14 protein-coding genes are annotated in these 14,692 nt (G+C 42.8%); 12 read left to right on the forward strand and 2 right to left on the reverse strand.

All coding sequences use genetic code 11. The features are described 5' to 3' along the window. Nucleotides 1-350: 350 nt before the first annotated feature. From C6Y02_RS02455 to rbsB, 9 genes are all read left to right on the forward strand, one after another. Nucleotides 351-1,832: a spore germination protein gene (locus C6Y02_RS02455; RefSeq protein ID WP_066031637.1), complete on the forward strand. Its 1,482-nt coding sequence runs from the start codon at nt 351-353 to the stop codon at nt 1,830-1,832. Further along, nucleotides 1,822-2,919, forward strand: a complete 1,098-nt coding sequence (locus tag C6Y02_RS02460; RefSeq protein WP_060597449.1) for a GerAB/ArcD/ProY family transporter — start codon at nt 1,822-1,824, stop codon at nt 2,917-2,919. Before C6Y02_RS02455 ends, C6Y02_RS02460 begins: the two co-directional genes overlap by 11 nt. Continuing rightward, complete coding sequence (locus C6Y02_RS02465; protein WP_066031636.1) at nt 2,909-4,051, forward strand: Ger(x)C family spore germination protein; 1,143 nt, start codon at nt 2,909-2,911, stop codon at nt 4,049-4,051. Before C6Y02_RS02460 ends, C6Y02_RS02465 begins: the two co-directional genes overlap by 11 nt. Before the next feature lie 117 nt (nt 4,052-4,168). Next, a complete protein-coding gene (locus C6Y02_RS02470; RefSeq protein WP_106030592.1) occupies nt 4,169-5,155 on the forward strand; it encodes a LacI family DNA-binding transcriptional regulator in 987 nt (328 codons plus the stop codon). Further along, nucleotides 5,152-6,030 (forward strand): ribokinase, encoded by an 879-nt coding sequence (gene rbsK, locus C6Y02_RS02475; RefSeq protein WP_060597453.1) that lies wholly within the window; start codon nt 5,152-5,154, stop codon nt 6,028-6,030. Before C6Y02_RS02470 ends, rbsK begins: the two co-directional genes overlap by 4 nt. Then, nucleotides 6,027-6,419: a D-ribose pyranase gene (gene rbsD, locus C6Y02_RS02480; protein WP_034660217.1), complete on the forward strand. Its 393-nt coding sequence runs from the start codon at nt 6,027-6,029 to the stop codon at nt 6,417-6,419. Before rbsK ends, rbsD begins: the two co-directional genes overlap by 4 nt. A 15-nt stretch (nt 6,420-6,434) precedes the next feature. Next, nucleotides 6,435-7,916 carry a sugar ABC transporter ATP-binding protein gene (locus C6Y02_RS02485; RefSeq protein ID WP_106030593.1) on the forward strand — a complete coding sequence of 494 codons (1,482 nt, stop codon included), beginning with the start codon at nt 6,435-6,437 and terminating at the stop codon, nt 7,914-7,916. A 1-nt stretch (nt 7,917) separates the two neighbouring features. Continuing rightward, nucleotides 7,918-8,871 carry a ribose ABC transporter permease RbsC gene (gene rbsC / locus C6Y02_RS02490; RefSeq protein WP_003215300.1) on the forward strand — a complete coding sequence of 318 codons (954 nt, stop codon included), beginning with the start codon at nt 7,918-7,920 and terminating at the stop codon, nt 8,869-8,871. Between the two features lie 13 nt (nt 8,872-8,884). Continuing rightward, nucleotides 8,885-9,802, forward strand: a complete 918-nt coding sequence (rbsB, locus tag C6Y02_RS02495; protein ID WP_095285700.1) for a ribose ABC transporter substrate-binding protein RbsB — start codon at nt 8,885-8,887, stop codon at nt 9,800-9,802. 37 nt (nt 9,803-9,839) lie between these two features. On the opposite strand, the gene C6Y02_RS02500 is transcribed toward rbsB, so the two are convergent. Both C6Y02_RS02500 and alsR read right to left on the reverse strand, forming a co-directional pair. Beyond that, nucleotides 9,840-10,442, reverse strand: coding sequence for a flavin reductase family protein (locus C6Y02_RS02500; protein ID WP_375567733.1), 603 nt, complete (start codon nt 10,440-10,442; stop codon nt 9,840-9,842). 65 nt (nt 10,443-10,507) lie between these two features. Further along, nucleotides 10,508-11,404, reverse strand: a complete 897-nt coding sequence (gene alsR, locus C6Y02_RS02505) for an acetoin biosynthesis transcriptional regulator AlsR (RefSeq protein WP_060597460.1) — start codon at nt 11,402-11,404, stop codon at nt 10,508-10,510. 150 nt (nt 11,405-11,554) lie between these two features. Between alsR and alsS the strand changes: the two genes are divergently transcribed. The 3 genes from alsS to chrS all read left to right on the forward strand — a co-directional run bounded on the left by alsS (nt 11,555) and on the right by chrS (nt 14,691). Continuing rightward, nucleotides 11,555-13,255, forward strand: coding sequence for an acetolactate synthase AlsS (gene alsS, locus C6Y02_RS02510; RefSeq protein WP_106030595.1), 1,701 nt, complete (start codon nt 11,555-11,557; stop codon nt 13,253-13,255). A gap of 35 nt (nt 13,256-13,290) precedes the next feature. After that, entirely contained in the window at nt 13,291-14,061 is a 771-nt protein-coding gene (gene budA / locus C6Y02_RS02515; protein ID WP_106030596.1) for an acetolactate decarboxylase, read from the forward strand. A gap of 153 nt (nt 14,062-14,214) precedes the next feature. Beyond that, nucleotides 14,215-14,691, forward strand: coding sequence for a chromate efflux transcriptional regulator ChrS (gene chrS, locus C6Y02_RS02520; RefSeq protein WP_106030597.1), 477 nt, complete (start codon nt 14,215-14,217; stop codon nt 14,689-14,691). Nucleotide 14,692 lies beyond the last annotated feature (1 nt).

A 14,692-nucleotide genomic window follows, 5' to 3' on the forward strand; every position in this document is an offset into this window, starting at 1 on the left:
ACAGGTTAGAAAGTCATCCTCATCGGTCAGAATGCTACGCGTTGACCTATGACAAAGGTCACCTCTAAAAAAATCAAGTCATATGCTTATTTTCGGGTCACAAAAAATTGGGATAAGATGTAAACTATTGATCATTTCGGAATACCTGCTTTTTACGATATTCGCTCCTTATGACCTAAACAATGAAACATTATTCATTTGTTTTTATCAAGATTCATCATTTCTTAACATTTTTAATATGATTTTAGTTGAAAGTTGTCAATTCATGTCATGCTTTCCCCAAAGATGACGAATAAAATCAGCTTCTCCGCTTACACTAAGGTTAAAAAATCTGTGAGAGGAGGCTAAAGATGCCAAACAGCAATGAGCAAACACGGTTGCATTTTTTATCAGGCAGCTTCGAGGAAAAAATCCGAATTCTGAAAAAGACATTTCAGCAAAGCGGGGATTTTGAATACCGAGAGTTAATGGTGAATGAAACGAAATCTGTCCTGTTTTTTATTAAAACAAGAGTAGATGAAGGCAAACTAAATGATTTCATTATCGGCAACTTGTTAGGTCCTCCTGGAAAGCAGGAATATACGAAATCTCTCAGCACACTCGAAACAGGTGACTTGACGCTGATCACTGACAGTATTATTGCTGGAAGCATTGCGTTTCTTGATGAAAATTCCTCACAGATCAAATTGTTTTCTGTCGGTCAGCCGCCGCTGCGCTCTATTTCTGAACCTTCATCTGAAAGTATTATTGCTGGAGCACATGACGGATTTGTTGAAAGTCTTGATACCAACATCTACTTACTGCGTTCGCATTTAAATGATCGAAAGCTCGCCATTCAGTATCATAAGATTGGTACAAAATCTGAAACAAAGCTTGCGACTGTTTATATATCTGATATCGCTAATCAAGAAAAGGTAGAAGAGGTAAACAAACGGATTTCTTCTATTAAAGTAGACACGCTGCTAAGTCCTGGCTCTATTGTTGAGGCGATTGAGGATGATTCATTTTCTATTTTCCCGCAGCTTATTGATACAGAGCGCCCTGATAAGGTGAGATCTGCAATCCTTGAAGGGCGAATTGTGGTGATGATGGATGGCAGTCCGATGGCCATCATTCTTCCTGTCACCTTCTTTAGCTTCTTTCAATCACCTGATGATTATAATAGCCGCTGGATTCCGGCTACGTTTATCCGTGTTCTCCGCTATCTTGCCTGTATCATCGCAGTCATTTTGCCATCTTTTTATATCGCTGTCATTGGCTTTCATTATGAGGTCGTCCCAGATGAATTAGCCATAACGATGAAAAATTCAATTATCGGTATCCCATTTCCTCCTTTGATAGAAGCGATGCTAATGGAAATCACCATTGAACTCATTCGTGAGGCAGGGGTGCGTCTACCTAGACCAATTGGTCAAACCATTGGTATCGTAGGTGGTTTGGTCATTGGGGATGCTGTTGTACAAGCAGGACTCATCTCAAATGTTCTTGTCATCGTGGTCGCCGTGACCGCTGTCGCTTCCTTTGTCCTTCCATCATTTGAAATGACGGCCACCATTAGGATGCTGCGTTTCCCGCTCATGTTCATGGCATCAATGTTTGGTTTTATTGGCATTTCATTTGGATTATCCATCATTCTCATGAATTTATGCCGCCTTGAATCACTAGGGGTACCATACTTATCACCTGTTACTCCATTTAACTGGCAGGATTTAAAAGATACTGTAATCCGCCTCCCAATGTGGATGTACAAAAATCGCCCTGTTTATTTAAATCCGCAAAAGAAAAAGCAAATTGAACATTTGAGAGGATGGAAAAAGAAAAATGAAAAATAAAATATCTCCACCTCAAGCTGTCTTTTTTCTCATTCAATCTCAAATTGGTGTCGGTATTTTATCGCTCCCCCACTTTTTGATGAAAGACATGGGACACGATGGCTGGATGGCGATCATTGTCGCCTGTTTTTTTATCCAAATCATCAATACAATTTTCATTTACATCATTCATAAATATCCAGAAACATCATTCTTCCAAGCATTAATTGATGTATTTGGTCAATGGATTGGGAAATTACTGATTGCACTGTATATACTGTATTTTGCCTCCGTCTGTATTGTCGTTTTATCCATTTTCACCAGAATTATTGGTATGTGGGTTCTGCCGCTGACGCCAAACTGGGTCATCAATCTATTACTCATTACTTCCATTGTTTATATTGCGAAGGAGCAAATTACAGCCATTGTCAGGTTTAACTTTATCTTAACTCCCCTTCTCCTTTTGCTTTCCTTGCTGATGTTCTATTCATTAAAAGGGACCAATATCGATTATCTGATGCCTTTTTTTCAAACAGACATTTCTCAGTTTCAGCTTGGGCTGAAGGACGTCGTCCTATCGATGAATGGATTTGAGATGATCCTTATTCTTTCTCCCTTTATGAAAGGCACTATTAAGGAACGGTATAAAATCATGACCATTTCAAATATATGCACGACGCTTTACTACCTATTTATTACATTGATTTGTTTTATGTTTTTTAGTCCAATTGAGCTTGATGTGATTCCCAACCCTGTTCTTTACTTATTAAAAACCATTTCCTTCGGTATCATTGAGCGGACAGATTTAATTTTTCTTAGCTTCTGGGTGTTTATTATTCTTGCCACATTGAGTAACTATCTGTACTTTTGTGCAAATGGCATTTCCAGTTTACTGAAGAAAAAGGATCACAAAAAATATGTTTATTGTTTCGCCATTCTGATATATGCGTCTAGCTGTTTTTTGGCAGTCGATAACTTTCGCATTCAGCGTTTCAATGATTTTACAACGATTGCTCAGTATTCGTTCATTTACACACTTCCAGCATTCATGGCGATCGTTATCTTTATCAAACAACGTAAAAAGAAGGTGAAATCACATGCGTCATAAATATGTCCTGACTCTCCTCATGTGCGTGTCTCTCACCATGATGCCTGGCTGCTGGGATCAAAACCTATTAAAAAACATCTCCCTTGTCCTTACTTCCGCCATTGATCAAGGGGAAGATGATAACGCAAAAGTATCGATTACCTACCGAAAAGTACAACAGTCTCAAAGTATGCAGCAAGGAAGTTCAGGTACTTATTCAACCACTGTACTGACAACCAATGCTCCAACTTTACGTAAAGCGGGAACAGACTTCGGCCGAATGGTTGACCAAAAGATTGATATGTCAAAAATGAGGATTTTACTGATCGGTGATGAATTCTCTCAAAATCAACTTCTTCCCTACTTAGACATGTTCTATCGCGATCCGAAAAGTCCTTTGCTTGCCAATTTAGCCGTTGTGAAAGGCGGTTCAAGTATTGATGTGATCAACAAATTACTAAAAGAACAGCTCATTGTCAGTGACTATTTAAACAATCTCATTACAACTGCCTCAAGAGGTTCACAAGTGACCGCTGGAAATATTCAAAGCATACGCTCAAAGATGCTCCAAACAGGAGAAGACTTTACCCTGCCTTTAATTGTATTTGATCAGTCTAAACAACTAATCAAAGTAGCAGGTGTGGCTTTATTCGATAATGAGAAAAAAACTGGTGAGCTTTATGGTCAAGATGCCATGCTTCTCAATCTCATGAATAATAAAATCGGGAAATATGCAAATTTCACTAAAAAGATCAGAAATGATATGGAGTTGAAGGGAAATAACTATATTACCATCCAAGTCACCGACTTAAAACGAGATATTCGTATTCTCAATTCTGATCATCGAAACGTGACAATTGGGCTAGATTTCGAATTCAAAACAGCTGTCGTTGAATATCCGAAAGACAATTTAGATAGTACGAAAAAGATCGATGAACTAAACAAACGATTATCAGCTATTTTCACAAAGGAAGCAGAAAAAGTAATCTCTGTTTTGCAGAAATCAAACTCCGACGTGTTAAGTCTTGGAAGAAAGTATCGCGTTAAAAATTATGATGAATATGTAAAAATGAATTGGAAAACTGATTATCCAAATGTAAAAATCATCCCAAAAATCAAAGTGAATATTACAGAAACAGGGATTACTAGTTAATAAAAGGAAGATAGCATCTTTCTTTTATTTTTTTATTTTTTTAAGATTGTCATTTTAATGCTTTCATGATAATCTATCTGTGTAAACGGTTACACATTCACGAAGGGAGGCACTCCATTGGCTACAATTAAAGATGTTGCAAAAGCTGCACAAGTGTCTGTTGCCACTGTTTCACGCGTGCTTAACGATACTGGATATGTCCATAAAGATACGAAAACCCGCGTGACACAAGCGATGCAGGAGCTGAACTACTTTCCCAATGAAGTGGCTAGATCCCTTTTCAAAAGAGAATCACGCTTAATCGGTTTGATTTTACCTGATATTACGAATCCCTTCTTCCCTCAGCTCGCTAGAGGCGTTGAGGACGAAATTCATGCGCATGGTTTTCGATTATTATTCGGAAACAGTGATGAAGATCGAGAGAAGGAAATGGCCTATTTACAAACCTTTAAACAAAATCAAGTGGTCGGTGTCATCGCTGTCACAAACGAACCTGAATCAGATATATACAATGATGATGAATTACCGGTTGTGTTCTTAGATCGAACCGTTCCACATGCACCTTCTGTGTTTGCAGATGCTGCAGCTGGCGGGAAAATGGCCGCAATGGAATTAATCAGACGCGGCAGCCGGCAGATCACACTGCTAAAAGGACCTGCCCACCTTCAAACAGCGAGGCAGCGATTCAAGGGCGCACTCGATGTACTGACGGAAAAAGGAGTCGACTTTCATGTGATGTCTAATGCTTCATTTTCCTTTCAAGAAGCCCGCAAGAGCGCCAAGGCTCTTTTCCAGCTGTACCCTGAAACAGATGGCATCATTGCCAGCAATGACATCGTCGCAACAGCGGTCATACACGAAGCGCTTCGGATCGGAAAAGCCATTCCAGATGATGTTCAAATCATTGGGTTTGATGATATTCCGCAAAGCGAGCTGCTCTTCCCTTCCTTATCTACGATTAGGCAGCCTGCCTATGAGATGGGAAAAGAAGCGGCACAGCTGTTAATCAAAGCGATTCAGAAACAACCTATAGATCAACCAGTTATCCAAATGCCCGTCTCTTTTATTGAACGAGAGACCACAAGAAAGGTGGATTCACAATGAGTCATATTGTCGTAGTAGGAAGCTGTTCTATGGATTTAGTCGTCACATCGGATAAACGGCCAAATGCCGGTGAAACGGTGTTAGGCGAATCATTTAAAACCGTCCCAGGGGGAAAAGGCGCCAATCAAGCAGTCGCAAGTGCCAGACTCGGTGCAGATGTATACATGGTCGGCCGAGTCGGTGATGATGCTTATGGTCAGGATATTGTCAGCAATCTACAAGATCAAGGGGTCCGCACCCCATATATGAAACCGGTTACCGAAATGGAAAGCGGCACCGCTCATATCATTTTAGCAGAAGGTGATAACAGCATTGTCGTGGTCAAAGGAGCAAATGACGAGGTCACTCCTGACTATGTTAGAGAGGCACTTTCTACAATAGATGATATTGGGATAGTTCTCGTTCAGCAGGAAATACCTGAAGAAACAGTCGAAGCTGTCTGCTCCATTTGCAGCGACAAAGAAATCCCTGTGATTTTAAACCCTGCACCTGCCCGCAAAGTATCGCAGCAGGTTTTAGACCAGGCTGCCTATATTACACCGAATGAGCACGAAGCTGTTCTCATGTTTGATGGACTCCCAATTGAAGACGCCTTGCGTCAATACCCTAACAAATTACTCATCACAGAAGGGAAAAATGGGGTTCGATTTTTTGACGGATTGAAAGAAGTGCTAGTTCCAGGCTTTCCTGTTGAAGCAGTTGATACAACAGGAGCAGGCGATACCTTTAACGGAGCCTTGGCTGTAGCCTTAACAGAGGGCAAATCTCTCTATGACGCACTTGCCTATGCCAACCTTGCAGCATCAATGTCTGTCACAAAGTTCGGTGCACAAGGCGGCATGCCAACAAGAGAAGAACTGGAGAAAAAGAAATGAAAAAAAACGGCATCTTAAACAGTCATATCGCCAAGGTACTTGCTGACCTTGGTCATACAGATACAATCGTCATCGCAGACTGCGGTCTTCCTATTCCAGAAGGTCCAGTCAAAATCGACCTGGCGTTATCAATCGGCACACCGTCCTTTCAGGAGGTCACCTCCCTCCTTCTTCAGGAAATGGCGGTTGAACACATTACTGTGGCTAGTGAAATCAAAGAAGCCAATGAGCGAGATCATCTATTTCTAAAGAGAGCGTTCTCACAGCCATTACATGATGTAGACCACGAGACGTTCAAAAACATGACCAAGCAGGCAAAAGCAGTCATTCGCACGGGTGAAGCCACCCCATACGCAAACTGCATTCTTCATGCCGGTGTCATCTTTTAAAAGGAGGAGCCAGATATGAACATTGAGATGCATAACATCCATAAGGCCTTTGGAAAAAACACCGTTCTTTCCGGGGTCTCCTTTGACCTCGTCACAGGTGAGGTCCACGCGCTCATGGGCGAAAATGGCGCGGGAAAATCAACTTTAATGAACCTGCTCACAGGTCTTTATTCATTAGATCAAGGAACGATTCAAATCGACGGAAAAGAAACCGCTTTCAAAAATCCGAAGGAAGCGGAACAACACGGCATCGCCTTTATTCATCAGGAGCTCAACATATGGCCGGATATGACCGTCTTGGAAAACCTATTCATCGGGAAAGAAATCTATACGAAGTTTGGATTGCTAGACACAAAGAAAATGAAGGTTCTTGCCCAAAGCCAGCTGGACCGATTGTCTGTGAACCTCTCGCTTGATCAAGAGGCAGGCAGCTGCTCTGTTGGACAAAAACAGATGATTGAGATTGCAAAGGCATTAATGACTGATGCGAAGGTGATCATCATGGATGAGCCAACAGCAGCTCTAACAGACCGTGAGATTGAAAAGCTCTTTCAGGTCATTGAATCTCTCAAAAAAGAAGGCGTATCCATTGTCTATATTTCTCACCGTATGGAGGAAATCTTTGCGATCTGTGACCGGATTACAATCATGCGCGATGGGAAAACAGTCGATACGAAAGCCATACCTGAAACGAATTTCCATGAGGTCGTTAAAAAAATGGTCGGCCGCGAATTAACAGATCGATACCCTGAGAGATTACCTTCTCTAGGAGATATTGTCCTTGAGGTGAAGCAAGCGACAAGAAAAGGACAATTCCATGATATCAGTTTCTCAGTCAAAGCTGGAGAAATCGTCGGTGTTGCAGGCTTAATGGGCGCTGGCAGAACCGAAATGATGCGGTCGCTGTTTGGTCTTGATCCTCTTGATCAAGGTGAAATCTGGGTCCATGGGAAAAAGGCTGTCATTAAAAAACCAAGTGATGCCGTCAAGCTCGGCATCGGCTTTATCACAGAGGATCGCAAAGATGAAGGACTCATGCTGGATGCATCCATCCGAGAAAACATTGGACTGCCAAACTTAGAAAGCTTCTCTCCAAAAGGACTGATTGATAAGAAAAACGAACAGGATTTTGTCGCCCTGCTCATCAAAAGACTGACAATTAAAACGGCTTCCTCTGAAATTTCTGCTCGAAGTCTCTCTGGTGGAAATCAGCAAAAAGTCGTCATCGCCAAATGGATCGGCATCCAGCCGAAGGTCTTAATTTTAGATGAACCGACAAGAGGTGTCGATGTCGGAGCGAAACGAGAAATCTACCAGTTAATGAATGAACTGACTGATCGAGGTGTTGCCATTTTAATGGTCTCCTCTGAGCTCCCAGAAATTCTAGGGATGAGCGATCGAGTGCTTGTCATTCATGAAGGAACCATCAGCGGAGAATTAAATAAATCAGACGCAACACAAGAACGAATTATGACACTAGCTACAGGAGGGAAGTAACATGAAACCACTTACTTCAAATGGACGATTTGACAACATCATGCAAAAGCTTGGGCCATTCTTAGGACTCATCATCCTTGTCGCCATTGTTTCTATTTTAAACCCAGCCTTTTTAGAGCCATTAAACATCTTAAACTTACTGAGACAAATCTCCATTAATGCCCTCATTGCCTTTGGAATGACGTTTGTTATTTTAACCGGAGGAATTGATTTGTCTGTCGGTGCCATTTTAGCACTTTCTAGTGCTCTGACTGCCGGATTTATCGTGTCTGGTATGGACCCGATTTTAGCTATTATCGTTGGCTGTATCATCGGCGCTATTCTTGGGATGGTCAACGGTCTTTTAATTACAAAAGGAAAAATGGCTCCTTTTATCGCAACACTTGCCACGATGACCATTTTTAGAGGATTAACACTTGTTTATACAGACGGAAACCCGATTACAGGACTCGGTTCTAACTATGCCTTTCAGTTATTCGGCCGCGGGTATTTCTTAGGCATTCCTGTTCCAGCAATCACGATGCTTCTCACCTTTATCGTACTTTGGGTGCTGCTTCATAAAACACCTTTCGGCAGAAGAACGTATGCCATCGGCGGAAATGAAAAAGCTGCGCTCATTTCAGGAATCAAAGTACCGCGCGTAAAAATTATGATCTATTCACTGGCAGGTTTCATGTCTGCTTTAGCGGGTGCCATTTTGACCTCTCGCCTAAACTCAGCTCAGCCAACAGCTGGCACATCCTATGAGCTTGATGCGATTGCTGCTGTTGTACTTGGCGGGACAAGCCTGTCTGGCGGAAGAGGGCGAATTGTCGGCACACTGATCGGGGTGCTCATCATCGGTGTCTTGAACAATGGTATGAACTTACTTGGTGTATCATCATTCTATCAATCTGTTGTGAAAGGGATTGTCATCTTGATTGCAGTCCTACTAGACAGAAAGAAATCTGCTTAAGGAGGCAGCTGCTATGAAAAAATATCTCATTCTCATTCTGACTCTCTCATTATTCATGCTTTCTGCCTGCTCGCTAGAACCGCCAGAGTGGGCCAAATCAACAAAAGATGGAAAGAAAAAAGACATCAAAATCGGGCTCTCGATCTCGACCTTAAATAATCCATTTTTCGTTTCTCTCAAAAATGGTGTGACGAAAGAAGCGAAAAAGCTTGGCATCGAAGTGGTCATTGCAGATGCACAAAATGATTCAGCTAAACAAACCAGTGACGTAGAAGATTTAATTCAGCAAGGGGTTGACGCATTACTCATCAACCCAGCGGATTCATCTGCTATCTCAACCGCTGTCGAATCAGCGAATGCTTCAGATATTCCTGTCATCACATTAGACCGTTCAGCAGAAAGCGGTAAGGTAGAAGCACTGGTCGCCTCAGATAACGTCAAAGGCGGCGAAATGGCAGCTAACTTTATCATCGACAAGGTCGGTAAAGGAGCAAAAGTCGCTGAACTAGAAGGTGTACCAGGCGCTTCCGCTACACGTGAGCGCGGAAAAGGATTCCATCAAATAGCGGATAAAGATCTAAAAGTGACAGCAAAACAAGCGGCTGACTTCGACCGGACAAAAGGACTGAATGTCATGGAAAACCTCCTTCAAGGAAACCCTGACATCAAAGCCGTTTTTGCCCATAATGATGAAATGGCACTTGGCGCTCTAGAGGCGATTCAAAGCTCTGGAAAAGACATTCTCGTCGTTGGCTTTGACGGAAACGAAGATGCACTCAACTCGATCAAAGCAGGAAAACTATCTGCCACAGTCGCCCAGCAGCCAGAGCTGATCGGGAAACTGGCAGTCGGCGCTGCAAACGACGTCCTAAAAGGGAAAAAAGTAGAAAAGAACATCGCAGCTCCACTGAAACTAGAACAGAAAAAATAAACACAAAACCCCCGATAGCTCTCGGGGGTTTTTCCTATTATTCCGGTCTTTTCAACACAAATGACGTCCCTAAATGGGCGTAATCATTTCCCGCTAAACGGGCGACTGGCTTTAGTTCATGAGTCGAAACATATCCTTTTTCTGCATCATACACATCCTCATCTAAATGCGCACACACAACCCGGCCAATGATATGATCGACCGTGATCTCTCCTTCATCATTTTGAAAGGTAAGATGCTTTTCAAGCTGACATTCAAAGCGAATACGTGCTTCCTGAATTCCCGGCACTGACACGACATGGCTCTTCACTTGATGAAGACCGGTTCGATCCAGCTCACTCTCTTCCTGTGGCAGCGTAGCAGCTGTTTCGTTTATATCTTCTATTATCGCTTCATCACTCACATGGACCACAAATTCTCCCCTGTCAATCATATGCTGCGCTGTATCTTTCATCTGACCTTCGCGTCGTCCGATAGAAACTGCGAGGAGCGGCGGGTGTCCGCTGATGACATTAAAGAAACTAAATGGTGCGGCATTGACGACATCATCTTTAGACAGACTTGTAATAAACGCAATCGGTCGTGGAACAATAGAGCCCGATAATAATTTATATGCTTCTTTTCTTGACAGCTGATCCATTTGCAACGTAATCAATTCAGACACACCTCCTTTTAGCGTAACGACATCATACCATACCCCTTTTTCTATGCCTCTGATTCCGGCTCGGTGCGATGCAGGATATGGTGGACAAGATGAAATAAAGCAGGATTATGATTCTCTCGTCTATAGGAAATCGTCCATTCCGCCAGAAGCTGTTCACCTTCAATGGACCGATATACAACATCTAGATTAAATAAACGCCGGGCTGATTTTGGAATGACCGCAATACCGATACCAGCTGTGACAAGGCCAATCACCATTTGATATTCCGCTGCTTCCTGCACAATATTCGGAGAAAATCCGTACTTTTCACATAGCAGGACAAAGTGTTGATAAAGGGACGGCCATGATTCCTTTGATAAAGAAATGATCGGTTCATGACGGATATCTTCGATCGTGACCGCCTCTTTTTTCGCCAGCGGATGATTTTTCGGAATCGCAAAAATACATTCACTTTGCTTCATCAAACGGCTGACAAGTTCTTCATGCGGAGATGTAGGATGTAAAAAACCGATATCAATCTCCCCATTTAAAAGCGCCCCTAGCTGCTGCGGAACAGAAAGCTGCTTCAGCTCAATACTGACAGAGGGATACAGCTCTCTGAATTCGCGTACAACTGGCGGCAGAATATCATACGTCGCTGTTCCAACAAACCCTATGATGATTTTCCCCAGCTCTCCTCTTGCTGTATGCCGTGCATGATCAACGGCTTTATCAAGCTGCTGCAGCACACCACGCACCTCATGTAAAAAGACCTTTCCAGCAGCTGTTAACTCCACCACTCGCTTCGACCGGTGAAACAAAGGAAACCCCAATTCTTCTTCAAACTGCTTAATTTGCTGACTAAGTGGAGGCTGTGTCATATTCAACCGTGCGGCTGCTCTGCCAAAATGCAGCTCCTCCGCTACTGTGACAAAATACTGCAAATGTCTCAGTTCCATCCTTTCACTCCTCGCGCACTTATTCGTGAAACATATTAAAACCACGTTAAACATATATTGGAAAATTTTCTTTTTGAAATGTATAGTAAATCATATCATGAAAATATATTTTCATAAAAAATTTTACTTGCCGAAAGGAGTGCGGGGTAAATGAATTCTCAAGCACAACCCCTAACAAGACGAGGAGCAGAATTGATTGTCGATACGCTGATTGCTCAAGGTGTGACCCATGTTTTTGCGATTCCAGGTGCAAAAATTGATGCCGTATTTGATGTATTAAAAGACAGAGGTCCAGAACTTGTCCTATGCAGACACGAACAAAATGCAGCCTTTATGGCAGCCGCCGTCGGCCGCTTAACCGGCAAACCAGGTGTTTGTCTCGTCACATCAGGTCCTGGCGCATCTAATTTAGCAACAGGTCTATTAACAGCCAATACAGAAGGTGACCCTGTTGTCGCAATCGCTGGAAACGTCATTCGTGCGGATCGGCTGAAACGAACACATCAATCACTCGACAATGCGGCATTATTCAAACCAGTCACAAAATACAGTGTTGAAGTACAAGACGTTCATAATATACCTGAAGCCTTAACAAATGCTTTTCGCGCGGCACAAAAGGGGCAGGCTGGAGCAGCATTTATCAGCTTTCCACAAGATGTCGTGACAGAACACACCACACAAACACCAGTGTCTGCTCACCCTTCTCCAGAACTAGGTCCTGCACCGGATGCTCTCATCAGTTCGGCCATCGCCAAAATTCAAAATGCACACTTACCTGTTGCGATTGTGGGAATGAAAGCAAGTCGTCCAGCTGCTGCAAACGCCACTAGAACATTATTGAAAACACTTGGGATTCCATTTGTCGAAACGTACCAAGGAGTCGGCGTTCTCTCAAGAGAGCTTGAGTCTCAATATGTAGGCAGAATCGGCTTATTCCGGAATCAGCCGGGGGATCTACTCATTGAACAAGCAGATGTCCTTTTGACCATCGGCTTTGATCCAATCGAATATGATCCGAAGCATTGGAATATTCAGCCGCAGCAGCGCCAGATCATCCATGTGGATGACATGCAGGCAGATATTGATCATTTTTATGAGCCAGCGCTTGAGCTTGTAGGCAATATAGCTGAAACCGTTAAACATCTAGCCCATGACAGTGTTCCACTTTCTCTATGCAAAGAACAAATTGATTTAGTCACTGAATTACAGGAGCTGTTAAGCGACATTGAAAAAGCACCAGAAAGAGACAGTCATCTATCTCACCCGCTGAATGTCATTCATACATTAAGACGCCTAATTCCTGATGACACGAAGGTCACGTGTGATATCGGATCTCACGCGATTTGGATGTCGCGTCACTTCCGCGTCTATGAGCCGAACACATTCCTGGTGAGCAACGGAATGCAAACATTAGGCGTCGCCTTACCATGGGCAATTGCGGCTTCCATACTGAATCCAGATGAAAAGATCATTTCGGTCTCAGGTGATGGCGGTTTTCTCTTCTCTGCAATGGAGCTTGAAACAGCCGTCCGCATGAAAACAAATCTCGTTCACCTTGTTTGGAATGACAGCACATACGACATGGTGGCGTTTCAGCAGGAAATGAAATATGACCGCACATCCTGCGTTGAATTCGGACAGATCGACTTAGTGAAATATGCGGAAAGCTTTGGAGCGACTGGATTACGGGTTAACTCACCTGAAGAGCTTTCAACTGTCCTTCAAAAGGGTATAAACATAGAAGGACCCGTTATTATTGATATTCCGATTGACTATCAAGACAACCCAGACCTCGCCAGTCAAAAATGGCCAGAAGTCTTTCGTGAAAAACACACATTGAACGTCAGATAAGATGTCCATACATTACATCAAAGGAGTGAGCGGATATGGGTATGATGCACCCAATGAATCAACAGAACGACACAAGACAACATGACAAACAGCAAGAGGTTTATCAAGTATCGACGATGACCTCTTTGCTGGAAGCCGTATATGATGGAGATTTCTCCCTTGCACATATTCCCAAGCACGGTGATTTCGGCATTGGTACATTCAATCAATTAGATGGAGAGCTGATCGGCTTTGACGGCGCATTTTATCGACTGCGCTCGGATGGAACAGCGACACCGGTTACCGATCAAGACTATTCACCATTCTGCTCTCTAGCATTCTTTGAAACAGATATCGTTCATCGCATTGATGCAGCCATGACGTCCAAAGAGCTAGAAGAAGAAATCGACCGCATTTTACCTAGTAAGAATGTTTTTTATGCGATCCGCATTGATGGATCATTCAAAAAGGTTCAAACACGTACGGTCGAAAAACAGGAAAAACCTTACGTTCCGATGGTGGAAGCAGTCAAGTCACAGCCTATTTTCGATTTCGAGGATATTCAAGGAACGATCGCTGGTTTCCGTACACCGCAGTACGCACATGGTATTGCGGTGAGTGGATATCATCTTCATTTCATTGATAATGATCGAAGTGTCGGCGGACACGTATTTGATTACACCGTTGATCAAGTGACCATCCGAATTTCTCAAAAACGTCATATGAATTTACATCTGCCAAATACGCAGGAATTCTTCCAAGCAGACATTGATCGAGCTGACCTTGCACAACAAATTGCCAGTGCGGAAAGCAGCCCAGATCAATAAAATGAAGACACCCCGTTGATTCCGGGGTGTCTTTTTATGCAAAAAGACTACTTATCACTCCATGATATTTCATTTCGTTAGTAAATTGAAATTCATTCATTCTATTCGTAATGAAATATGATAAAATACCAACAGAAGAAAGGTGGTTATACGGTGTCAAACGACTATAGCATTCCGAACCTAACATTAGATGAAAGGGATAAACAAATTTTATCCCTATTACACGAGGACGGGCGTATGTCCTATACAGATCTCGGGAAACAAGTCGGTCTTTCACGTGTAGCTGTGCAAGCCCGCATGCAGCAGCTGATTGAAGCAGGCGTCATTGAACGATTCACCACTGTGATTAACCCTGCTAAGATCGGCATTCACGTCTCTGTCTTCTTTAATGTAGAAGTGGAACCGAAATTTTTAGAAGCAGTAGCCCTTCAACTTGAGCAGGAAACAGCTGTCACAAGCCTTTATCACATGACAGGGCCAAGCAAGCTGCATATGCATGGCATTTTTCAAAATGAACAGGAAATGGAGGCATTCCTGACAAAAAAGCTATACCCGCTAGAAGGCGTCGTGAGTGTGGACTGCCAAATGCTCATTAAACGATACAAAAGCCGAATGGGCATGAAATTGTAGA

It is taken from the genome of Bacillus sp. NMCC4 (assembly GCF_002998555.1).
GTDB lineage: Bacteria > Bacillota > Bacilli > Bacillales > Bacillaceae > Bacillus.

Excerpts from the sequence above, each read along its gene's own strand:
- C6Y02_RS02485 (WP_106030593.1), top strand. The coding sequence starts at position 6,435 with ATGAACATTGAGATGCATAACATCCATAAGGCCTTTGGAAAAAACACC.
- rbsB (WP_095285700.1), top strand. The coding sequence starts at position 8,885 with ATGAAAAAATATCTCATTCTCATTCTGACTCTCTCATTATTCATGCTT.
- rbsK (WP_060597453.1), top strand. The coding sequence starts at position 5,152 with ATGAGTCATATTGTCGTAGTAGGAAGCTGTTCTATGGATTTAGTCGTC.
- rbsC (WP_003215300.1), top strand. The coding sequence starts at position 7,918 with ATGAAACCACTTACTTCAAATGGACGATTTGACAACATCATGCAAAAG.
- C6Y02_RS02455 (WP_066031637.1), top strand. The coding sequence starts at position 351 with ATGCCAAACAGCAATGAGCAAACACGGTTGCATTTTTTATCAGGCAGC.
- C6Y02_RS02460 (WP_060597449.1), top strand. The coding sequence starts at position 1,822 with ATGAAAAATAAAATATCTCCACCTCAAGCTGTCTTTTTTCTCATTCAA.
- alsS (WP_106030595.1), top strand. The coding sequence starts at position 11,555 with ATGAATTCTCAAGCACAACCCCTAACAAGACGAGGAGCAGAATTGATT.
- C6Y02_RS02500 (WP_375567733.1), bottom strand. The coding sequence starts at position 10,442 with ATGGATCAGCTGTCAAGAAAAGAAGCATATAAATTATTATCGGGCTCT.
- alsR (WP_060597460.1), bottom strand. The coding sequence starts at position 11,404 with ATGGAACTGAGACATTTGCAGTATTTTGTCACAGTAGCGGAGGAGCTG.
- rbsD (WP_034660217.1), top strand. The coding sequence starts at position 6,027 with ATGAAAAAAAACGGCATCTTAAACAGTCATATCGCCAAGGTACTTGCT.
- budA (WP_106030596.1), top strand. The coding sequence starts at position 13,291 with ATGGGTATGATGCACCCAATGAATCAACAGAACGACACAAGACAACAT.
- C6Y02_RS02465 (WP_066031636.1), top strand. The coding sequence starts at position 2,909 with ATGCGTCATAAATATGTCCTGACTCTCCTCATGTGCGTGTCTCTCACC.